Here is a 21,579-nt window from a genome sequence, read left to right on the forward strand (position 1 = left end):
CTGGCTCTTTGCAGCCGGGGACGAATCCATGTCATCTATTGATGTCAATAATGCACCGGCCGCAGAGTGGACCCACGGAGATCAAGATCTCGGGCCACTGGCTTGGGTGCTTGACGAACTGCGCAAATCCCTCGGCGGGGCCGTCAAATCGATGCGCCGCTTTGTGCGCGATGCTGAACAAGCCCAGGAATCAGATCTGGCTTCTCTGGACGCTGGTTCTTTGCGCATTGCAAGGCAACAACTGCACCAAGCCAGTGGAGCCTTGGAAATGGTGGGCATGGGCCCTACGGCCTTGGTTTTGCGAGCCATGGAATCCGCTGTTCAGAAGTTTGTACAGCGCCCTGAACTGTGCACCGACGAGGCTGCTGCTGCCATTGAGCGGGCCAGCTTCGCGTTGATTGAGTATCTGGAAAGCGTCCTCGCTGGCAAGCCTGCTTCACCCGTTGCTCTGTTCCCTCAATACCGCGATGTCCAGGCTCTGGCTGGCGCGGACCGTGTGCATCCGGCCGATCTGTGGCCGGTGGAGCGGCGCTTCAGGGAGCCTGATCTGACGGTGACAGCCACTCCGTTGCTGTACGGCGCAGACGCGCGTGCGCGTCTGGATGCGGCGGTTCTGAAAATTGTGAAAACGGGCGATCTCAAGGCCGCCCGCAGCATGCGTGATACCTGCCTGGGGTTCGTGGCAGCACAACAGGATCGCCAAGCCCGCGCGTTCTGGAAGATCTGCGCAGGCTTCTTCGAAGCCTTCACGGAAGGGCTGTTGCCGCCGGACGTGTACGTCAAGCGCGTTGCATCGCGCGTGCTCATGCAGTACGCCACGCTGGCCAAGGGTGATACCACCATTGCAGACCGGTTGGTCCAGGACTTGCTGTTCTTTTGCTCGCAAGCCAAGCAATCTGAAAGCGCACAAACGCCTGCACTGCAAGCTGTTCGGCACGCGTTCGCGCTCGACCGCTTCAAGCCCGTTGACTATGAAACCGTGCGGTTTGGTCGCTTTGACCCCGCCTTGTTGGCCCAGGCGCGCAAGCGCATTGCTGCCGCTACGGAGACTTGGTCTGCCTTGGCTGGGGGGGACCGCAACAAGGTCAAGCCCGCCGCAGACCAGTTCAGTTTGGTCTGTGACTCGTTGCGCAAACTCAACCCCGGCAGCGAAAGCTTGGCAGTTGCCTTGACGCAAACGATGGAGTCCATCACCCGCACGGGTGAGCCTCCTTCTGCGGCCCTGGCAATGGAGGTGGCCACCTCGGTGTTGTACCTGCAGGCCGCTTTTGAAGAACTGGACGCTGCCGACGAACAGATGGTGCAGCGCGCCGAGCGCCTGGCTGAACGCTTGGCCGCAGTGGGCGCCGGTGCCGAGCCAGAACCTCTGGAACTCTGGATGGAAGAGCTGTACCGCCGTGTCAGCGACAACCAGACCATGGGCAGTGTGGTGGACGAGTTGCGTGCCACCTTGGCCGAGGCCGAGAAGGCCATGGACCTCTTTTTCCGCAGCCCACAAGATACTTCTTTGCTGGCCGCCGTGCCGGGCTTTATGGCTCAGATGCGCGGCGTGCTCTCGGTGCTGGGCTTGGACCAAGCTTCGTTGGCGGTGGTGCGCATGCGCGACACCGTTGAGCGTTTGCTGATCAACGAGATACCCGAAGACGAAAAGCCCGGCGCCTTTGAAAAGCTGGGCAGTAGCCTGGGGGCCCTGGGCTTCCTGATCGACATGCTCAGCTACCAGCGCGCCATGGCACGCAAGCTGTTCGTTTACGACGAGGAGTTGGGCGAGCTACGCATTCTCACGGGCAAGGTGCGTGGTCGCGCCTCGGATGCGCGCGAAGAAACACCAGCCAAGCTGGAAGAACGCGCACCGCTGCCGTTGCCAGACGTCATTCCGCGCTTCCAAGTGGAAGAGCCCGATGGCGTACCGACCGATTTCTCGCCTTTCCCTGGCGCGATGGACGAGGCCCCGGTGCTGGAAGCCCCGGTGGAGGCACCGCTGGCCCCCGAGATTTCTTTCGACACAGCCCCCGTGCCTGTGGCCGCTCCGGTTGCACAGCCTGCGCCTGTGGTTCTGGCAGTCAAAGAGCCTTTGGCTGTTGAGGATGAACTGCTGGAAGTCTTCCTGGAGGAAGCCCGTGAAGTCGTTGTCAACGGAACGACGGCGATTGCTGCACTGAACGACGAACCCGGCAACCTGAGCGAACAAACCACGTTGCGTCGCGCGTTTCACACCCTCAAGGGCAGCTCGCGCATGGTGGGGTTGAATGATTTCGGTGAAGCGGCCTGGTCGATGGAGCAATTGCTCAACGCCTGGTTGGCCGAGCAAAAGCCGATGCAACCTGTCTTGCTGCAGTTGTCATCCGACGCGCTGCAGGCCTTTGACCGCTGGGCCAGCGACATTGCGACAGGTGCGACAACGCCGTGGCAGTCGGATGCGTTCCGCCGCTCTGCCGATGCCATGCGTCTTGAAGGCGCGGTGGTGCCTCTCGCACTGCCTGGCGAGGCTGGCGCTGTTGAGCAAGCCTTGCCCGAGGCTGTCGCGGCGGAGTCCATTCAGGATATCGTGCCTTCAGTGCCTGAAGTGGTGGAGGCGGCGCTGCCAATCCAAGACTTCCAGTCGACCGAGATTGCTGCGGATGGCTTGCTGCTGAGCGAAAGCAACGAAGTCTTGTTGCCAGAGCCTGTGACGGCCACTGAGGCAGAAGAAATCGACTTTTCTGCGTTCACTTCCGCACTCTCTGAATCTGAACAGCCAGCCCCAACACCTCCAGCCGAGGTTGTCTCTGCCCCTGCGGTGGCTGCAGAAGCTGCCAACGATGGCCTTCTGGATTTGTCGTTGCCAGACCTTGGCTTGATGGACGCCTCGGCTGCCCCTGCGGTGGCAGAGGATCCTGCGCTTCCAGAGTTGGAGGCAGTGGTTGCTGAAACCTTGCCGGTGGCCGAGGACGCGCTCCCAGCGCTGGACATTGAGTTGGTCGAAGCTGCTTCTGAACCCGCAGTGGACGTGTTGTCTGTCGAAGAGACACCGTTGGATCTTTCGGTTCCGGACATCGCGGAAGAACCTTTGGTGGTGCAGGACCTGCCTGTTGCCGAAGTAGCAGAGCCTGCCGCGGTGGTGCCAGACGAGGCCAGCGACGCAGATCTGGCCATGGAAGATGTGGCCCGTGAAGAAGCGGTCAAAGTCATTGAGACCTTGCGCATCGGCTTGCCGCTGTACAACGTGTACCTCAACGAGGCCGATGAGTGGTCGCGCCGTTTGGTTACCAGCCTGCAGGAATGGGCGCTCGAACTCCACGAGCCAGTGCCTGACACCGCTGTAGCCTTGGCGCATTCGCTGGCTGGCAGTTCGGCCACGGTGGGCTTTACGGCGTTGTCCGATATGGCGCGGGTGCTGGAACATGCGCTGCAGCATGTGCAGTTGCAGTCCCGTGGTACCGAGGAGCAAGCCGCTGTGTTCATGGCGGCTGCTGAAGACATTCGCCGCTTGCTGCACCAGTTTGCTGCAGGCTTCCTCAAAGAGCCCAGTGCCGAGGTGGTCGAGGCCTTGCGCCAGATCCTGCAGACGGAGATCAACAACACCTTGTCACCCCCTGATGATGATCTGGAAGACATGCACACACAGCTGCATGCAGAGCCAGAGTCTGCAGAGGCTGAGGCTGAGGCTGCGTTGGACGATGTCGTGCCAGCGCCAGAAATGGTAGAAGAGCCGGTCTCCGAAGTGCCGATCGTCCAAGAGCCAGTGGCGCCCGTGTTGGCGCCTCGCCCGGTGGCACCCGCACTGTCGGTGGTCAAGCGCGATGCCACGCCTGTGTTGATCAGTACCGACGTGGACGACGACATTGATGTGGTCGACGTCATTGATCCTGACCTGTTCCCGATCTTCGAGGAAGAAGCCGCCGAACTGCTGCCCCAATTGGGTGGTGCCCTGCGTCAGTGGGCTGCTCGGCCTGACAATCTCAGCGCGCGCAGTGAAGTGTTGCGTGCCTTGCACACGCTCAAGGGCAGCTCCCGCTTGGCCGGGGCAATGCGTCTGGGTGAAATGGCCCACCGCCTGGAGTCGGCGATTGAGCAGATCGACGTGGAAACGGTCACTGCCGACCAAGTCGAGCCGTTGCAAGCCAGTTTTGACGGGCTGGAAGCCAACTTCAACGCCTTGAGTGCCAATGGCGGTCAAGTGCCAGAAACTGAGGCAGAGCAACCGGTATCGGACACAGCCGCGACCCACGCTGCACAGTTGGCTGCGGTGCCTACTGCCGCGAGCGAAGCGATGCCTTCCACGCCTGCGGTGCGCCTGCCTGGTCCGTCGCAGTTGGCGCCCTTGCGTGTGGCGGCCAACCAGTCGGTGCGCGTGCGTGCGCAGTTGCTGGACCGCTTGGTTAACCAGGCGGGTGAGGTGATGATCAGCCGCTCGCGCCTGGATGTGCGCTTGGGCCAGTTCCGCAGTTCGCTCACCGATCTGTCAGGCAACCTGGACCGCTTGCGCCAACAGCTGCGCGACATCGAGGTGCAGGCCGAGTCGCAGATGCAGTCGCGCATGGCGCTGGCCAAAGACTCTGCAGCAGGGTTTGATCCGCTGGAGTTCGACCGCTTCACGCGGGTGCAGGAATTGACGCGCATGATGGCCGAGTCGGTGAACGACGTGGCTACGGTGCAGCGCAATTTGCAACGCGCCATGGAAGGTGCCGAAGACGACCTGATCGCTCAGGGCCGCCAAGCGCGTGAGTTGCAGCGTGACCTGCTGCGCACCCGCATGGTGGAGTTTGAAGGCATCGCCGAGCGTCTGTACGCTGTGGTTCGCCAAGCCTCCAAGGAAACCAGCAAGCAGATCAAGTTGGACATCACCGGCGGCTCCATTGAAATGGACCGTGGCGTGTTGGACCGCATGACACCCGCCTTCGAGCACTTGTTGCGCAACTGCGTAGCCCACGGGATTGAAGAGCCCGAAGCCCGCTTGGCTGCGGGCAAGCCGGCCACCGGGACGATCACGGTGGATCTGCGCCACGAAGGCAATGACGTGTCGGTGGAGTTTCGCGATGACGGTGCCGGTCTGAACTTGCCTCGTATCCGCGAGAAGGCTTTGGCCCAAGGGCTGATGGAGTCCGGGGACGAACTGAGTGACGAAGTCGCCGCCAACCTGATTTTCATGCCGGGCTTCAGTACGGCCACCGAAGTGACGGGCTTGTCCGGTCGCGGGATTGGCATGGACGTGGTGCGTGCGGAAATCAACGCCTTGGGCGGCCGTATCGAAACGTCCACCCAGGCAGGCCAAGGGGCTGCGTTCCGTATGGTGCTGCCCCTGACCACTGCGGTGACGCAGGTGGTGATGCTGCGCGCGGGAGATCTGGCCGTAGGCGTGCCTGCCAACTTGGTCGAGATTGTGCGCCGCACGTCAGCCCAGGATCTCGAAGAAGCCTACCGCAGCGGCTACTTTGACGATGGCCTGGAGCGTGTGCCTTTCTTCTGGTCGGGTGCACTGCTTCAGTCTTCTGCTCGCAGCAATGAGCCCGCAGGCAAGACCCGCCCGGTGGTGGTGTTCCGAAGCGCTTCGCAACGCATCGCCATGCACGTGGACGAAGTGCTGGGCAACCAGGAAGTGGTGGTGAAGAACCTGGGGCCACAGCTGTCGCGTCTGCCAGGCTTGGCGGGTATGTCGGTGCTGGCGTCGGGTGCGGTGGTCTTGATCTACAACCCAGTGGCGTTGTCCACGGTGTATGGCGATCAGGTGCGTGCGGCCAGTGCAGGGGTGTCCATGCTGGTGGAGACCGACAGCCCCGGTGCACCGAAGGCACCCACCTCGTCGATGATGGCCGGGCCGAGCCAGGTGCCGTTGATTCTGGTGGTGGACGATTCCATCACGGTGCGCCGTGTGACGCAGCGTTTGCTGCAGCGCGAAGGCTACCGTGTGTCGTTGGCAGCCGATGGCCTGCAGGCGCTGGAACGCTTGCAAGAAGAACGTCCCACTGTGGTTCTCTCCGACATCGAAATGCCCCGCATGGATGGCTTCGACCTGGCCCGCAACATCCGCGCCGACAGCGCGCTGCGTGACCTGCCGATCATCATGATCACCTCGCGGATCGCTGAAAAGCACCGCGAGCATGCGATGGAACTGGGTGTGAACCACTACCTGGGCAAGCCTTACTCGGACGAGGAACTGCTGAGCTTGATTCAGCACTACGCGCGCCTTGCGGCTGCGACTGCCGAGGTGTGAAATCACGGCCGCTAGCGGCGGTCTTGATGCACAACGCACAAAGGGCGCCCTGCGGGGCGCCTTTTCATGGGCGGGATGCGGCTGGTGTGGGGCTTTGCCCCACCTTGCCGCCTTCGCGGACTCTAGGAGGTCGCTGCTTTCACTACTGCATAGCGCTCCAGCGTTCGCTGGCGCGCCTCGTCGTGCTGCACGATGGGGTGGGGGTAGGTGTGGCCCAGGCTCACCCCGGCTTCTTGCAACTCCAGCGGCTTGGCATCCCAGGGGGCGTGCAGCGCCGCGTTGCGCAGGTTGGCCAGCTGCGGTAGGTAGCGGCGTATGAACTTGCCGTCCGGGTCAAATTTCTCACTCTGGCTGACGGGGTTAAAGATGCGGAAGTAAGGCTGCGCATCACACCCGCTCGAGCTGGCCCACTGCCAGCCGCCGTTGTTGGCGGCCAGGTCAAAGTCATTGAGCTGCTGTGCGAAGTACCGTTCGCCCCAGCGCCAGTCAATGCCCAGGTCCTTCACCAAAAAGCTGGCCACCACCATGCGCAGGCGGTTGTGCATGTAGCCGGTCTGGTTGAGCTGCGCCATGGCCGCATCAACCAGTGGGTAGCCCGTTTGCCCATCGCACCAGGCTTGGAACAGCGCCTGGGCTGCCTTGCCTTGTTCCCATGCAATGGCGTCGTAGGCGGGCTTGAAGCTGTGCTTCACCACATGCGGGTGGTGAAACAGGATTTGGAAGTAAAAATCACGCCAGATCAGCTCGCTCAGCCACGTGGTAGCGCCAGGGTTCCCCTGCAGTGCCAAAGCGTGTGCGGTGCGGGCCAGCAAGCGGGGCGAGATGGTGCCAAAGCGCAGGTGCACACTCAGGTAGCTTGGTCCCTTCACGGCCGGAAAGTTGCGCGTGTCCTCGTAGCGCTCGATGCGCTGCAGAAAATCGTCAAACAATTGCTGCGCCCCCCGGCTGCCGGTGGGCAGCTTCAGCTGCGCCAGCGCCGTGGGCTCAAAGCCGATATCGCCCAGCGTGGGCACGGGCTGCGCATGGGCCGCAGACCGGGGCGCCAGGCGGTGTGCGTGGCGCTCCACCGGGTAGCTTTTCAGGTAAAAGGCATTCACCTTGCGCAACCAGGCATTTTTGTAGGGGGTGAACACGCTGTAGGGCGTGCCCGACTGGGTGAGCACCTCGCCGCGCTCCATCACCGTGTGGTCTTTGTAGGTGTGCAGTGCTATGCCGTTGCGCGCCAGCTGGGTGCGTACTGCGCTGTCACGCTGTAGGGCCTGGGGCTCGTCGTCGTGGTTGATGAAGACGGCATGGGCGCCCAGGGCTTGGGCCAGCTGCGGCACCGCATCGACTGCTGCCGCGTGCAGCACGATGAGGCTTCCCTGGCCATGGCCGCTCAGCTCGCGCAGGTGTGCGTCCAGCTCCACCAGCGATTCACGGATGAACTCCACGCGCCGGTCGGCACGGGGCAGGGGGGCAAGAATGTCGGTATCGAAGACAAACACGCAATGCACTTGCTGGCATTGGGTCAGTGCGTGGTACAGGGCGGCATGGTCCAGTGCGCGCAGGTCGCGTCGGAACCAGACAAGGCCGGTGGCGTAAGAGGGCTCCATGTTCACCGTTAAAATTGGGCAATGTCTTCCGATTCTGCGCCCATCAACCTGACGCATCATTTTTTGATCGCCATGCCCGGTCTTGAAGATGAGTCTTTCGCGCGCAGTGTGGTGTACCTGTGCGAGCACAGCGAACGCGGTGCGCTCGGGCTCATCATCAACAAACCCTCCGATATCACCCTCAAAGGCCTGTTTGACAAGGTCGATCTGTCCTTGCGCCGCGATGACCTGACCCAGACGCCCGTGTTCCAGGGCGGCCCGGTGCAGACCGAGCGCGGCTTTGTGCTGCACGAGCCCATGCTCGCAGGCAGCGAGGCAAACGATGAGTCGGCCTACGCGTCCAGCATGGCCATCCCAGGCGGCTTGGCGATGACCACGTCCAAAGATGTGCTGGAGGCCCTGTCCACCGGTGCGGGGCCGCGCCGCGTGCTGGTCACGCTGGGCTATTCGTCCTGGGGCGAGGGGCAGCTGGAGTCTGAATTGGCCGAAAACGCCTGGCTCACCGTCGGCGCGGATTTGTCCGTGATTTTTGACACCCCCGTGCCCGAGCGCTATGACCGTGCACTGGGTTTGCTGGGCTTGCAGGCTTGGATGCTCTCTCCTGAGGCGGGGCACGCATGACCGGGCTTCCCGTTCAGCCCGCCGTTCCCGCGCAGTTTCAGACTTTTCTTGCTTTTGATTTTGGGCTCAAGCGCACCGGGGTGGCCTCGGGCAACCGCCTGCTGCGCACCGCCAGCCCGCAAGAGACCATCAAGGTCGAGGGCGATGCCCGCTTTGCCCAGGTGGCCCTGCGCATCAAAGAGTGGCAGCCTGACGCGCTGGTGATTGGCGTGCCCTACCACCCCGACGGCGCCAGCCACGAGAACACGCAGCGCGCCCTCAAGTTCGGCCGCCAACTGCGCGGGCGCTTTGGCTTGCAGGTGTTTGAGGTGGATGAGCGCTACAGCACCACCGAAGCCATTGCCAGTGGCGCCAAGGACGCCGACGCCGCCTCGGCCTGCATCATCCTGGAACAGTTTTTGAGGAACCTCCCATGACGACTTCTCCTGCCGGCCAGGCCGGCAGCCTCGTGCTCGACGCCGAGGCCTTGTACCGCGAGCTGCTGCGCGGTGTGCGCAGCATGCTGACCCCCACCACGCGCCTAGCGGGCATCGCCTCGGGCGGCGCCTGGCTGGCCGAACGCCTGCAAAAAGACCTGGGCCTGGAAGGGCCCGCCGGGGTGTTGTCTTCGGTTATGCACCGCGACGACTTTGCCCAGCGCGGGCTGGCCGCCGGTGCGCAAACGTCGCTGCCCTTCGACGTGAACGGCGCCGATGTGTTGGTGCTGGACGACGTGCTCTACACCGGCCGCACCATCCGCGCCGTGCTCAACGAGCTGTTCGACTACGGCCGCCCCGCCAGCGTGCGCTTGGCCGTGCTGGTGGACCGGGGCGGGCGCGAGCTGCCCGTCCAGGCCGACTTTGCCGCTGCCCGCGTGGCGTTGCCGGGCAGCCAGTCGCTGGCCCTGGCCCGCAATGACCAAGGCAGTTTCCAGTTCCAAGTCCAGGAGGCGTGACCGTGCTGCACAAGCGCAACCCCCAACTCAACAAGAACGGCGAGCTGATCCACCTGCTCTCCATCGAAGGCCTGCCCAAGTCCATCGTCACGCACATTCTCGACACTGCCGCCAACTTCGTGAGCGTGAACGACCGCGAGGTGAAGAAGGTGCCGCTGCTGCGCGGCAAAAGCGTGTTCAACCTGTTCTTCGAGAACAGCACCCGTACGCGCACCACGTTTGAGATCGCGGCCAAGCGCCTGTCGGCCGACGTGCTCAATCTCGATATCGCGCGCAGCTCGGCCAGCAAGGGCGAGTCGCTGCTCGACACCATCGCCAACCTGTCGGCCATGGCGGCTGACCTGTTCGTGGTGCGGCACAGCGAGTCGGGGGCACCGTACCTGATCGCGCAGCATGTGGCACCCCATGTGCACGTGATCAACGCGGGCGATGGCCGCCATGCCCACCCCACGCAGGGGCTGCTGGACATGTACACCATCCGCCACTACAAGAGGGATTTCAGCAATCTCACCGTAGCCATCGTGGGCGACGTGCTGCACTCGCGCGTGGCACGCTCGGACATCCACGGCCTGACGACGCTGGGCTGCGCTGAAGTGCGCGTGGTGGGCCCGCGCACGCTGGTGCCCAGCGACATGGCGCAGATGGGCGTGCGCGTGTGCCACACGCTCGAAGAAGGCATCAAGGACGCGGATGTGATCATCACCCTGCGCCTGCAAAACGAGCGAATGAGTGGCGCGCTGCTGCCCTCCAGCCAGGAGTACTTCAAGAGCTTTGGCCTGACGCAGGAGAAACTGCAGCTGGCCAAGCCCGACGCCATCGTCATGCACCCTGGCCCCATCAATCGGGGGGTGGAGATCGACTCCGCCGTGGTCGATGGCAAGCAGAGCGTGATCCTGCCGCAGGTGACGTTTGGCATCGCTGTGCGCATGGCGGTCATGTCCATCGTTGCCGGAAATGAAGCCTAACCCCCTGAGCCGCTTCGCGTCATCCCCCAAAGGGGGGACGCCACCCCTGGCCCGGCAAAGCCGGTTCCACGGTGGCACTGGCGTGGGTCAGCTGTGGCGCAGGCTTGCGTTGTTGTAATGCAGATTGCTATTTATTTGATAGCTGCTAGCGCTTATATATCAAGCGCTGGCGGCCAATTTGGCTTGAAATCATGAAAATCCTGATCCAGAACGGCCGTGTGATCGACCCCGCTTCGGGCCTTGACCAGATTGGCGACGTCGCCGTGGCGGCGGGCCGCATCGTGGGCCTGGGCCGCACCCCGGCCGATTTCGCCCCCACCCGCACCATCGATGCGTCGGGCTGCATCGTCCTACCAGGTTTGGTGGACCTGGCCGCGCGCCTGCGCGAGCCCGGCCATGAGCACGAGGGCATGCTCGAATCCGAAATGGCCGCCGCCGTGGCCGGGGGCGTGACCAGCCTGGTCTGCCCGCCCGACACCGACCCCGTGCTCGACGAGCCGGGCCTGGTAGAGATGCTCAAGTTCCGCGCCGAGAAGCTGCACCAGTCGCGCCTGTTCCCGCTGGGGGCCCTCACGCGCAGCTTGGCGGGCGAGGTGCTGACCGAGATGGCCGAGCTGACCGAGTCCGGCTGCGTGGGCTTTGGCCAGGCCGAAGTGCCGCTGGCCAGCACCCAGGTGCTGCAACGCGCCTTGCAGTACGCCGCCACCTTTGGCTACACCGTGTGGCTGCGCCCGCAAGAGATGCACCTGGGCAAAGGCGTGGCCGCCAGTGGCCCGCTGGCCACACGCCTGGGCCTGTCGGGCGTGCCCGTGGCGGCCGAGACCATTGCGTTGCACACCATTTTTGAACTGCTCAAAACCACAGGCGCGCGCGTGCACCTGTGCCGTATCAGCAGCGCTGCCGGTGTGGAGCTGGTGCGCCGCGCCAAGGCCGATGGCCTCAAGGTCACGGCCGACGTGAGCATCAACTCGCTGCACCTCACCGACGTGGACATCGGCTTCTTTGACAGCCGCGCCCGCCTGTCGCCCCCGCTGCGCCAGCAGCGCGACCGCGATGCGCTCAGCGCTGCGCTGGCCGATGGCACCATCGACGCCCTGGTGTCTGACCACAACCCCGTGGACGAAGACGCCAAGACTTTGCCCTTTGCCGAGGCCGAGCCCGGCGCCACGGGGCTGGAGCTGCTGCTGTCGCTGGCGTTCAAGTGGTCGCAAGACCAGGGCGTGCCGCTGCAGCGCGCGCTGTCCGCCATCACCGCCGAGCCTGCCCGTGTGCTGGGCGCGGCCCTGGGCACCCTGCAAGCCAGCGTGGGCCAGCTCGTGGAAGGCGGTGTGGCCGACCTGTGCGTGTTCGACCCCCAGGCCGCATGGACGGTGCAGGCCGACGCCCTGCGCAGCCAGGGCAAGCACACGCCCTTCTCGGGCTACGAGCTGCCCGGCAGCGTGCGCGCCACGGTGGTCGGCGGGCAAGTGGCCTTTGAGCGTGAGCCAGGCTGAGCTGGGCATGCGGCGGTGTAGGCAACCCGCAGGCAGGCCCGCGCCATGAAGGCCTTGCGTGCCATCTGGCGCATGCTGCGTCTGCTGGGCCATTTGCTCAAGGGGCTGTGGGTGGTCACCCTGCAGTTCCCCCGGCTGGCGCCCGAGGAGCAATACATCCGTGTGCAGGCTTGGTCGCAGCAAATGCTGGCCTGCGTGGGCATCTCGCTGCGGGTGCAGGGCCAGCCGCCTGTGGGTGGCCCCGTCATGCTGGTGGCCAACCACATTTCGTGGCTTGATATTCCGGTGATGCATGCTGCGCGCCATTGCTGCTTTATCTCCAAGTCGGATGTGCAAGGCTGGCCGCTGATTGGCACGCTGGCCACAGCGGCGGGCACGCTGTACATCGAGCGCAGCTCGCGCCGCGATGCCATGCGCATGGTGCGCACCATGCAAGAGGCCCTGGAGCGCCACGAGGTGCTGGCGGTGTTCCCGGAAGGCACCACGGGCGACGGCCGCACCATGCTGCCGTTCCATGCCAATTTGCTGCAGGCTGCCGTGGTGGCCAATGCGCCTGTGCAGCCTGTGGGGCTCAGGTTTGTGGACCTTGCCAGCGGCGCCACGAGTTTTGCGCCCAGCTATATTGGCGACGAAACCTTGCTGGGGTCTATCTGGCGCACGCTCAGCGCCCCCGCCATCGAGGCCGTGGTGACTTACGGCGAGCCCGAAACCCCGCAGGGCCGTGACCGCCGGGCATGGGCGCTCCACCTGCAGGCTGTGGTGGACGGGCTGCGCCAGCAGGGTTGACGCACACCTTCCTGCGCACTTTTACACGGTTTTGCCAACGCAGTGCGGCAACCTGTGCGCTTTTGCGGCCAGAGTCCGCTATCGTCCGCGCTCCCCGTCGCCAGTTCGCGGCACAGTTCCATTGCACCCGTTTCATCCTGTCCTTGCGCCCCCGCGCAGAGGTCATGGCGTCGGTGGCTGCGGTCTCTGTGGCGCCGCCTGCAGCGACCTCCCTTTTTCCGCGTGAGGCGCAGCAGCGTTTCGCGGCGATCTAACCTCACCCAGGGCCTGCCACATGCCATCCATCATTGACCGCGCCAAGCACCTTTTGCTCCAGCCCCAGCAAGCCTGGAGCACCATTGACGTGGAGCCCACCGACACGCTCAGCCTGTTCAAGGGCTATGTCATGCCGCTGGCGCTCATCCCCGCACTGTGTGGCTTTGTGGGCATGTCGTTGATTGGCTTCAGCGTGTTCGGGGTGTCCGTGCGCGTGCCCTTGTTCTCAGGCCTGGTCAACATGGTGCTGTCTTATGCGCTGAGCCTGGTGGGTGTCTTTGTCCTTGGGCTGATCATTGATGCGCTGGCACCCACTTTCGGCGGGCAAAAGAGCCAGATCCAGGCCCTCAAGCTGGCGGCCTACTCCATGACCGCCGCCTTTGTGGGCGGTGTTTTCACCCTGCTGCCTGCGCTGTCCATGCTCGGCCTGCTGGCGGCCTTGTATTCGTTTTACCTGCTCTACACCGGCTTGCCGGTGCTGATGAAAAGTGCCCCGGACAAATCACTGGCCTACACGGCCGTGGTGGTGGTGGCCGCCATCGTGATGGGGCTGTTGATGATGGGGGTCAGCTCCCTTTTCACGCGCTCGCACGGGCCCTCGGTGGCGCTTGGCGGGGCTGGGGGCATGACGGTGAGCACCCCTTCCGGCAAAGTCTCTGTGGATGTCGCAGGCCTGGAGGCCGCCAGCCAGAGGATGCAAGAGGCTGCACGCCAGATGGAGAAAGCGCAAAACAGTGAAGCGCTGCCCGCGCAGAGCCTGAAAGCGGCCTTGCCACAGCAATTGGGTGGCATGCCGCGCACCGCACTGGAAGTGCAAGACGGCGCAGCATTGGGCCTGCCCACAAGCCACGCCAGCGCCACCTACACCCAGGGTGACCGGCAAGTGAAGGTAGAGATCACCGATGCAGGGGCGCTGGGCCAGATGGCTGCAATGGCCGCAGGCATGGGCCAGTCAGAAAAAGAAGACGAAGTGCGTGTGGAAAAGACATGGCAAGAGGGCGGTCGCACCTTGCGTCAGCGCTACCACAAGGACAACAGCCACGCAGAGTTCGATGTGGTTCTGAAGAACGGTGTCGTGCTCAGTGCGAGTGCCGACTACATGGATGTGCAGGCGCTGCAGGCCTTGCTGGCGCAGGTGAGCTGGTCTGGCATTGAAGCCCTGGAGCGCAAGGCAAAGTCCTGAACAGCGTGCTGGGTCCTACGGACTCACATGCGGATTGGCCCACGCATCCGTGGGTGGACTGTAGGCTTGCTTTGGGCCCTGTACATGGGCGTGTGCTGGATATGCCCGCTGGGCCGTCCGCGTTCAAGGCCTTGGCAGTGCGGGCAGCCCATTGCCTACCTGATTGCGCAACTGATCGCGCACCTGAAGCGGCTCGGCTCGCTCCGCAGGCAATACAAACTGGCTGATCAGGTGCGTCAGGTCATTGGCCTGGTGGCGCAGCCCTTCCGATGCGGCAGCAGACTCCTCCACCAGGGCCGAGTTTTGCTGCGTCATCTCGTCCAGCCGCGCCACGGCGGCGTTGATGTCGTGGATGTCGCGGGTTTGTGAATGGGTGGCGGCGCTGATGTCGCTGATCATGCCCGCCACGTTGCGGATCGACTCCACCATATGTCCCATGGTGTGGCCAGCGCCGTTGACCAGGGTGGTGCCAGCTTCCACGCTGTGGGCTGACGAGGCGATCAGCCCTTTGATCTCGCGGGCGGCAGCGCCCGCGCGCATGGCCAGCTGGCGTACCTCGGCCGCCACCACGGCAAAGCCACGGCCTGCCTCGCCTGCGCGGGCGGCTTCCACGGCGGCGTTCAGCGCCAGGATGTTGGTCTGAAAGGCAATACTGTCGATCACCCCCGTGACCTCTTCCACCTTGCGCGATGACCGCTGGATGCCCTGCATGGTCTCGATGATTTGGGCCATCGCAGCGCCGCCTTCCTGGGCCACGGCCGATGCCTGGCTGGCCATCTGCTCAGCGCGCTGGGCGGTTTCGGTGGATTGCTGCAGGCGCTGTGTTACCTGCTCCAGCGCGGCCGCTGTCTCTTGCAGGCTCGATGCCGTGCCCTCGGTGCGCTCCGACAGGTCGGCATTGCCCTGTGCCATTTCGTGGGCTGCCAGGCGCACGTTGTGGGCCGAGTGGCGCACCTGCGTCACCAGCGTGCGCAGGGCTTCTTGCATGGTGTTCAAGGCCAGCAGAAGTTGGCCTGCTTCGTCGCGTTCATGCCCGGCAATGTCCTGGCGCAGGTCCAGGCTGGAGACACGCTGCGCCGTGGCGCTGGCCACGCCGATGGGGCGCGAGATGCTGCGCACCAGCCACCAGGTCAGCACGCTGCCCAGCAACAGCGCCGCCGTGCAAAACAGGGCCAGCGCCCACTGGGCGTTGTGGCTGCTCTGGGCGATGTGGGCGCCTGCCGCGTCAATGGCATTGCGCTGCGACTGGCCCAACTGCTGGAGGGCGCCCAGCAGGGCAGCGGCGCTGGGCTCAAAGCGCTCGGCAAACACCTTGCGGATGCGCTCGGTCAGACCAAAGTCGCGGGCGGTCACCAGCTCTTTCACGGCGGTCTGAAAGTCCTTCGCCTTGGTGTCAGTGTCGGCCAGCAAGGCCTGTTCGGCTGGCGTATGCAGGCGGCTGGCCAGTTGGGCGATCAGGTCGCTGTACTGGGCCTGGGTGCGGCCAATGTCCGCCGCCAGAATCTCGCCCACCTCGGGCTCGGAACTCAAGGCCATGGCTTTGTAGCGCTCGGCATTGATGGACTGCAGGCGGTACGCATCGGCCACCAGGCGCTCGGTCACCACGTTGTCTTCGATGGCGTTGCGGGTGGCAGTGTCCACCGCGCGCAACGACCAGATGCCTATGGCCGAGCCCGCCAGCATGAGCAGCAGAACAGCAATGAAAGTGGCCAGCAGGCGGCGGCCCAGGATGTTGGTGGTGCGTGGGCTGGAATCTACAGAAGAGGTCATGGCAGGTGCTTTCGCCCCCGCTGTGGCGCATCGCTCAGCCGCTGGTGGCGGCAGGCTGGACGCCAGCACTGTGGTGTGCGGGCTGGGGGCTCAACGGGCAACATCGCCCAGAGGGATTGGGCCTGCCATTTGTGACAATTTGTTTGCTTTTGATCGAATCAGACCCGTTAGCGCCCCAATGCGCAACCGTCGGATCAAGATAGGGTGAAGCCTGGAGCGGCGAGTGTCGCTGGGCGCCGGGGTTTCTTGCCCTTCAGAAGGACTTTGGCAGTGCTCTCAGGAATAGGTTTGATCAGCGCCGATCCATCGCTTTGGAAGCGGTAGTAGAAATAGATGCCTTGGGAGTTTTTCAGAACGCGTATGCACTGGTATTGCAGGACAAAGTGTGCGTCAAACGTGAACGACTCCTGCGTGCGCAGCACTTGCACTTCTCTCCCCATGAGTGCGTAGCTAGGCACATTGGAAGGCACTGACAAGGCTCTGAGGTGCCTTGAGCCTTCTTTGCGTAGCTTTCTTTTTGCCGGTCCGCAAAACAGCCACGCATACAGTGGGCCACCCGCAGCGCGCAGCATATGCACGGCAATCCACAAAAGAAGTTCTGCCATTCTGGTGGTCAAGACCGGGGTCGTTGCAAGGGGCTTGGCCGAAGTCTATACGCCGCTACTGGGTAGTCGCACGCTGGTCAGAATGGGGTAAATGCGGGGCCTGGCATCCGCAGCGCGCTGATTTACCCGCGCGCAAACGTCACCACATGGTCCACCTGCGCCTTGATGCCGATCCACTCGCCCACGGCATGGTCGTGGTGGCTGGGCACATGGGCCATCACCTGCAGGCCGCTGCCCAGTTGCAGGGTGTACAAAAACTCCGAGCCTCTGAACGCCTTGCGCACGATTTGCGCCTGCACCGGCGCCTGGTCGTCGTGCACGATGTCGTCGGCGCGCAGCAGCACGTCGCACTCTCCGCCGGGGTAGCTGCTGGGCAGGGGGCATTCGGCCAGGTCGGTCAAATCACCCAGTGGGGTTTGGGCCACCACGTTGCTGCCGCGCTGCACCAGCGTGGCCGGGGCAAACACACCGTGCCCGATGAAGTCAGCCACAAAACGGGTAGCCGGGCGGTGGTACAGGGTGTAGGCATCGTCCCATTGGTGCAGGTGGCCTTCGTGCATCACGCCAATCACGTCGCCAATGGCAAACGCCTCAAATTGGTCGTGGGTGACGAACAGGGCCGTGGCCCCGGCCGCCTTGAGGATGCCGCGCACCTCGTGCGCCAGACGCTCGCGCAGGTCCACGTCCAGGTTGGAGAAGGGCTCGTCCAGCAGCATGAGCTGGGGGCGCGGTGCCAGCGCCCGGGCCAGGGCCACGCGCTGCTGCTGGCCGCCCGATAGCTCGTGGGGGTAGCGGTTTTCGCTGCCCGCCAGGCCTACCAGCTCCAGCACCTCGGCCACGCGCGCAGCTTGCTGGGCGCGCGGCAATTGGTGAATGCCAAAGGCCACATTGCGGCCCACTGAGAGGTGAGGGAACAGTGCGTAGTCCTGGAACACCATGCCAATGCGGCGCTGCTCGGGCGGCACGCTGCGCGTGGCGCTGCCCACCACTTCCTTGGTCAGGCGAATCTCGCCGTCCGAGACGGGCTCCAGCCCCGCCACAGCGCGCAGCAGTGTGGTTTTGCCGCAGCCCGATGGGCCAATCAGCACGCCAATATCGCCCGCATGCAGGCCCAGCGAGACGCCTTGGACAGCCGCCTGTGCGCGGCCCGCGTAGCGCACATCGAGTTGGGAGACCTCTAAAAACATGTCGCCATTCTAGGTGGCTGGGGGCGAATGCTTAAAATTCGCATTTGCATCCTTGCCGTTGCGGTGCGCACACAGGCCTTGCCGCGCACGCGGGCGGCTATTGCCGCTGCCTTCTTACCTCGCTTCCACAGATTGTTTGCTTTGCGCCGCAGCCCCTTTGCTTTACGTTCCCTGGCTTTGATCCTGCTCGCTGGCGTGCTTGCCTTGCCGGTGCTGGCCGTTTTGGCGTCCTGGTTGCCTTTTGGGCAGGGCGATGCACAGGCGGGCAGCATCCTGCGCGAAATGGCCGCCACAGTGTTGCCGGGCTACGTGGTCACCACACTGTGGCTGAGTGTGATGGTGGCCCTGGGCGCTGCGGTGGTGGGTACGGGCGCAGCGGCGGCGGTGACGCTGTTTGATTTTCCGGGGCGCCGCACGTTTGAGTGGCTGCTGCTGCTGCCCTTGGCCATGCCGGCCTATGTCACGGCCTACGCGTACACCGACTTTCTGCAGTTCAGCGGCCCGCTGCAGGTGGGCCTGCGCAACACCTTCGGGTTGGAGGGCCGCCTGCTGCCCGAGATCCGCAGCCTGGGCGGGGCCGTGTGGGTCTTTATCTTTAGCCTGTACCCCTATGTGTACCTGCTGGCGCGCACGGCGTTGGGCGAGCGGGCTGCACAGCTCATGGAGGCCGCCCGCCTGCTGGGCGCGCCGCTGCCGCGCCGCATCCGCGCTGTGGCCCTGCCCCTGGCCCGCCCGGCGGTGGCGGCGGGGGTGGCGCTGGTGCTGATGGAAACCCTGGCCGACTTTGGCGTGGCCAGCTACTTCGGCATCCAGACCTTCACGACCGGCATCTACAAAGCCTGGCTGTCGATGGACAACCGCCTGGCGGCAGCGCAGCTGGCCACCATGCTGCTGGTGGTGGTGCTGGCCCTGCTGCACCTGGAGCACCGGGCCCAAAAACGCATGCGCTTTGCCGCCGGCGGCGTGGGACGCGCGGGCTCGTCAGAAGCGCAGCCGCTGGTGCTGCACGGTGGGCCGCGCGTGCTGGCCTGGGTGGTGTGCGTGGTGCCTGTGCTCATGGGTTTTGTGGCGCCCATCGTGTTCATGCTGCGCCCGCTGGCGGCCGATTGGTCGGTGCTGCCGTGGGATCGGTTTGTGGAGTGGGCCTGGCACAGCGTGCGTCTTGGCAGCATCACGGCCGCCATTGCCGTGGCGCTGGCCTTGGTGCTGGCCTTTGCCGTGCGCCGCCGGCCCGATGATGGTGTGACGCGCGCCGTGGTGCAACTGGCCAGCCTGGGCTATGCCGTGCCGGGGGCGGTGATTGTGGTGGGCTTGCTGCTGCCCGTGGGCTGGCTGCAGGCTGCGGTGCCGCAGTGGGGCATTGGTGCCCTGGTTACTGCCACGGCGGTGGGCATTGTGTGGGCGTACCTGGTGCGTTTTTGTGCGGTGGCGCTGCAGTCGGTCCAAAGCGGTTACACACGCATACCGGCCAGCCTGGACGACTCCGCCCGCATGCTGGGCATGGGCAGCGTGGGGCTCATGGCGCGGGTGCACTGGCCTTTGCTGCGCCGCTCCACCGCCGCCGCCGCGCTGCTGGTCTTTGTAGACGTGATGAAAGAGCTGCCTGCGACCATGGTGCTGCGCCCCTTCAACAGCGACACCCTGGCCGTGGTGGCCTACCAGCTGGCACGCGACGAGCGCCTGGGTGAGGCCGCGCTGCCTTCATTGGCGCTGGTGGCCGTTGGCTTGGTGCCGGTGATCTTGCTGAGCCGCACGCTGCGCAGCAAGGGGTGAGCGGCTGATTTTTAAGCTGCTGTTTGGGGCGCACACCCCTACAAGGGCTTGGCTGCCACGCCCAATAAAAAAGCTGCCATGGGGCAGCTTTTTTATTGGGCACAGGTGCCAGGGCACCGTGGCGCTTACTCGCTCCAGTCAGAGTGCTTTTCGCACAGCTTGTTGGTTTCCTTGCCTTTGCGGGTTTCCGCAAACTTGACCAGGTTGCCTTTGAAGTCATCAGGGGTTTCGTTCCACATGCAGGTGCACCAGGCCTGTGCCTTGGTCTGGCCCTTCACGGGGCTGGCTTCGTTGCCGCCTTCATACAAGCGGTCTGCGTATGTCAGGCACTGGGCATATTGCTTGTCTCCTGCGGGGGGGCGGTTGTAGCCGCCTTGGGCGAGGGCCGCGCTGGCGGCCAGCGTCAGTAGCAGTGTGGTGATCAACGTGGAGGTTTTTTTCATGGTGCTTTTCTCGATGGGGTTGCGCCATGGAACCTGTTGACGATCTCGCGCACGCCTGGGAGGTCGTCAGCAAGCTCTACGGCGTTTGGTTTTGCGTAGACGTCTTCGCCCGGGGGCAACTGGGACGCGGAGCGGAGTGTAACCATCAGAAACATCTTTGATAAGCGTTGAATGACCTCGCGTTAGCGAAAAGCGCTGGCTGCGCTCGCTTACCTGGCGGCTCCAGTGCCGAATGCATGCAGCTTGTGTCCTAGTCGCCGCCACCCCATCACAACGCCTGTCAGGCTCATCACCAGCCCGCCCAGGCTCAACACAATGAGCACGAGGTCCCACAGTGGGCGGCGCTCTAGCAGTGGCAGCCAGTCCCAGCTGTGCAGCATGGCAAACAGCCAGCGGCTGGTGCGGCGGTAGCTGTCGGTGCGGCCCAGCACCGCGCCGGTGTGCGGGTCAACGTGGACCCAGGTAGCGTGTGGGTCGTCAAACACCAGGCGCAGTACAGGCAGGGGCTTGTCGCCGCCGGTCATGGTGTGAGCGGCGCGGTCGTAGTAGTGCAGGTCGTAGGTGCTCAGGGTTTCGGTGTGAACCACCGCATGCGGCAGCAGGCGTGCGGCGGCATTTGCCACTGCGCCCGGCGCCCAGGTGTAGGGCGCACCCGTGGCGGCGTCCAGCAGCGCCGGGGCGCCAAGGGGGCCGTGGGCCAGCACCAGGGTATGGCCTGCGCTGCGCACCCAACGCAGTTCTCGCGTGTGGGGTGAGGCCACTGACAGCAAGGCCTGCACGGATGCGGCCTGCGTGGGCAGCAACAGCGGGCCGCCGTTCATGGCTTGAACCCGCAGCGGCGCGGCACCACTGTCAAAAATCTTCCACGGGTTCATGGACATGAGGCCGCTGAAGATCCAGGTGAACGTAATGGTGGCAAACACCAGTCCGAACACATGGTGCCAGCGCATCATGAAGCCACGGTAGGGCGTGCGCGCCCCGGTCTTGTAGGGGCCACCCGTGAAGCGCCAGCGCAGCACGCCCACCACCGTGCCTGTTACCGCCAGCACGGTGCCTGCTATGGACAGCCAGTTGACGATGTCCGTCCAGTAATCGTTGAAGACGTTGCCCCGAAAGGGATACAGCCAGTGGATCCAGGCACCGGCGTAGTTCCAGGCGCGCTCGTGCCATGGCGCGTCGCGCACCACTTCGCCCGTGGTGCTCGACACATAGACCACGGTGCCCGCGTTGTCGCCCAGGTGCAGGCGGTGCAGCGGGCGGTGCACGTCGAGCGCGCGCGAGTGCGTGAATGCGTCCTCGTCAATGAGGCCCTGGTGGTCGATCGCCAGGGCATCTTGTGGTGCAAAGGCTTGCGCCGATGCGATGGCGTGTGCTGCGTCCACACGCTGCACGCGCTCGCCGGTGCTGGCGTCGATGACTGCGGGCGCAGCCGCCCTGCGCGGGCGTGGTGCAGTGCTGCCCGCAGGGGCTTCTGGCATGGCCAGATACACGGCGCGGCCACCGCTGGCCATGGCCAGGCGCAAGTCTTGCAGTGGGCCCGCCAGGCCCGCGCGTTGCAGGGCCTCGGCGGGCTCCAGCAGGCGCCCCTGGCCCAACATGGCGTTGCGCAAGGGGGGCAGATGGGCCAGGCGCTCGGCCTGCGTGAGCTTGGGGTAGCCCACGTACATCATCACCACGCCCGAGATGAACCACATGGCAAAGAAGCTGCACAGCAGCACCCCCAGCCAGCGGTGGACCAGATAGAGCCAGCGTTTGGCATGTCGCATGGTGCGCCTT

General features: G+C 64.4%; 15 protein-coding genes. 9 read left to right on the forward strand and 6 right to left on the reverse strand.

Translation table 11 applies throughout. The annotated features are described in order from the left end of the window. Nucleotides 1–28: 28 nt before the first annotated feature. Nucleotides 29–6,193 (forward strand): Hpt domain-containing protein, encoded by a 6,165-nt coding sequence (locus C8C98_RS12560; protein WP_121454559.1) that lies wholly within the window; start codon nucleotides 29–31, stop codon nucleotides 6,191–6,193. Nucleotides 6,194–6,315: 122 nt separating this feature from the next. Here C8C98_RS12560 and C8C98_RS12565 read toward each other — a convergent pair whose 3' ends face one another. Beyond that, nucleotides 6,316–7,788, reverse strand: coding sequence for a deoxyribodipyrimidine photo-lyase (locus C8C98_RS12565; protein ID WP_121454560.1), 1,473 nt, complete (start codon nucleotides 7,786–7,788; stop codon nucleotides 6,316–6,318). A 21-nt stretch (nucleotides 7,789–7,809) separates the two neighbouring features. Here C8C98_RS12565 and C8C98_RS12570 point away from each other — a divergent pair, with 21 nt between their 5' ends. The 7 genes from C8C98_RS12570 (at nucleotide 7,810) to C8C98_RS12605 (ending at nucleotide 14,025) form a co-directional block, all read left to right on the forward strand. After that, nucleotides 7,810–8,409: a YqgE/AlgH family protein gene (locus tag C8C98_RS12570; protein ID WP_099658090.1), complete on the forward strand. Its 600-nt coding sequence runs from the start codon at nucleotides 7,810–7,812 to the stop codon at nucleotides 8,407–8,409. Then, nucleotides 8,406–8,825, forward strand: coding sequence for a Holliday junction resolvase RuvX (gene ruvX, locus C8C98_RS12575; protein ID WP_121454561.1), 420 nt, complete (start codon nucleotides 8,406–8,408; stop codon nucleotides 8,823–8,825). Before C8C98_RS12570 ends, ruvX begins: the two co-directional genes overlap by 4 nt. Further along, a complete protein-coding gene (pyrR, locus tag C8C98_RS12580) occupies nucleotides 8,822–9,343 on the forward strand; it encodes a bifunctional pyr operon transcriptional regulator/uracil phosphoribosyltransferase PyrR (RefSeq protein WP_121454562.1) in 522 nt (173 codons plus the stop codon). The genes ruvX and pyrR overlap by 4 nt, the downstream gene beginning before the upstream one ends. Before the next feature lie 2 nt (nucleotides 9,344–9,345). Beyond that, nucleotides 9,346–10,308 carry an aspartate carbamoyltransferase catalytic subunit gene (locus C8C98_RS12585; protein WP_121456227.1) on the forward strand — a complete coding sequence of 321 codons (963 nt, stop codon included), beginning with the start codon at nucleotides 9,346–9,348 and terminating at the stop codon, nucleotides 10,306–10,308. Between the two features lie 191 nt (nucleotides 10,309–10,499). Further along, nucleotides 10,500–11,801: a dihydroorotase gene (locus tag C8C98_RS12590; protein WP_121454563.1), complete on the forward strand. Its 1,302-nt coding sequence runs from the start codon at nucleotides 10,500–10,502 to the stop codon at nucleotides 11,799–11,801. A gap of 45 nt (nucleotides 11,802–11,846) precedes the next feature. Then, entirely contained in the window at nucleotides 11,847–12,587 is a 741-nt protein-coding gene (locus tag C8C98_RS12595; protein ID WP_121454564.1) for a 1-acyl-sn-glycerol-3-phosphate acyltransferase, read from the forward strand. Nucleotides 12,588–12,861: 274 nt separating this feature from the next. Further along, nucleotides 12,862–14,025 (forward strand): Yip1 family protein, encoded by a 1,164-nt coding sequence (locus C8C98_RS12605; protein WP_121454566.1) that lies wholly within the window; start codon nucleotides 12,862–12,864, stop codon nucleotides 14,023–14,025. A 123-nt stretch (nucleotides 14,026–14,148) separates the two neighbouring features. On the opposite strand, the gene C8C98_RS12610 is transcribed toward C8C98_RS12605, so the two are convergent. The 3 genes from C8C98_RS12610 to C8C98_RS12620 all read right to left on the reverse strand — a co-directional run bounded on the left by C8C98_RS12610 (nucleotide 14,149) and on the right by C8C98_RS12620 (nucleotide 17,587). Beyond that, nucleotides 14,149–15,795: a methyl-accepting chemotaxis protein gene (locus C8C98_RS12610; protein ID WP_121454567.1), complete on the reverse strand. Its 1,647-nt coding sequence runs from the start codon at nucleotides 15,793–15,795 to the stop codon at nucleotides 14,149–14,151. A 194-nt stretch (nucleotides 15,796–15,989) separates the two neighbouring features. Then, on the reverse strand, nucleotides 15,990–16,412 hold the full coding sequence (locus C8C98_RS21575) for a hypothetical protein (RefSeq protein WP_147436367.1): 423 nt from the start codon (nucleotides 16,410–16,412) through the stop codon (nucleotides 15,990–15,992). 110 nt (nucleotides 16,413–16,522) lie between these two features. Continuing rightward, the gene (locus tag C8C98_RS12620) at nucleotides 16,523–17,587 is read right to left on the reverse strand and encodes an ABC transporter ATP-binding protein (RefSeq protein ID WP_121454569.1); all 1,065 of its coding nucleotides are present in this window, start codon (nucleotides 17,585–17,587) and stop codon (nucleotides 16,523–16,525) included. A gap of 141 nt (nucleotides 17,588–17,728) precedes the next feature. On the opposite strand from C8C98_RS12620, the gene C8C98_RS12625 reads away from it, so the two are divergent. After that, nucleotides 17,729–19,360, forward strand: a complete 1,632-nt coding sequence (locus C8C98_RS12625) for an iron ABC transporter permease (RefSeq protein WP_121456228.1) — start codon at nucleotides 17,729–17,731, stop codon at nucleotides 19,358–19,360. Between the two features lie 125 nt (nucleotides 19,361–19,485). Here C8C98_RS12625 and C8C98_RS12630 read toward each other — a convergent pair whose 3' ends face one another. Beyond that, nucleotides 19,486–19,803 (reverse strand): hypothetical protein, encoded by a 318-nt coding sequence (locus tag C8C98_RS12630; protein ID WP_121454570.1) that lies wholly within the window; start codon nucleotides 19,801–19,803, stop codon nucleotides 19,486–19,488. A 209-nt stretch (nucleotides 19,804–20,012) separates the two neighbouring features. Next, complete coding sequence (locus tag C8C98_RS12635; RefSeq protein WP_121454571.1) at nucleotides 20,013–21,569, reverse strand: PepSY-associated TM helix domain-containing protein; 1,557 nt, start codon at nucleotides 21,567–21,569, stop codon at nucleotides 20,013–20,015. Nucleotides 21,570–21,579 lie beyond the last annotated feature (10 nt).

This window comes from Acidovorax sp. 106, from assembly GCF_003663825.1.
Classification (GTDB): Bacteria; Pseudomonadota; Gammaproteobacteria; order Burkholderiales; family Burkholderiaceae_C; genus Acidovorax.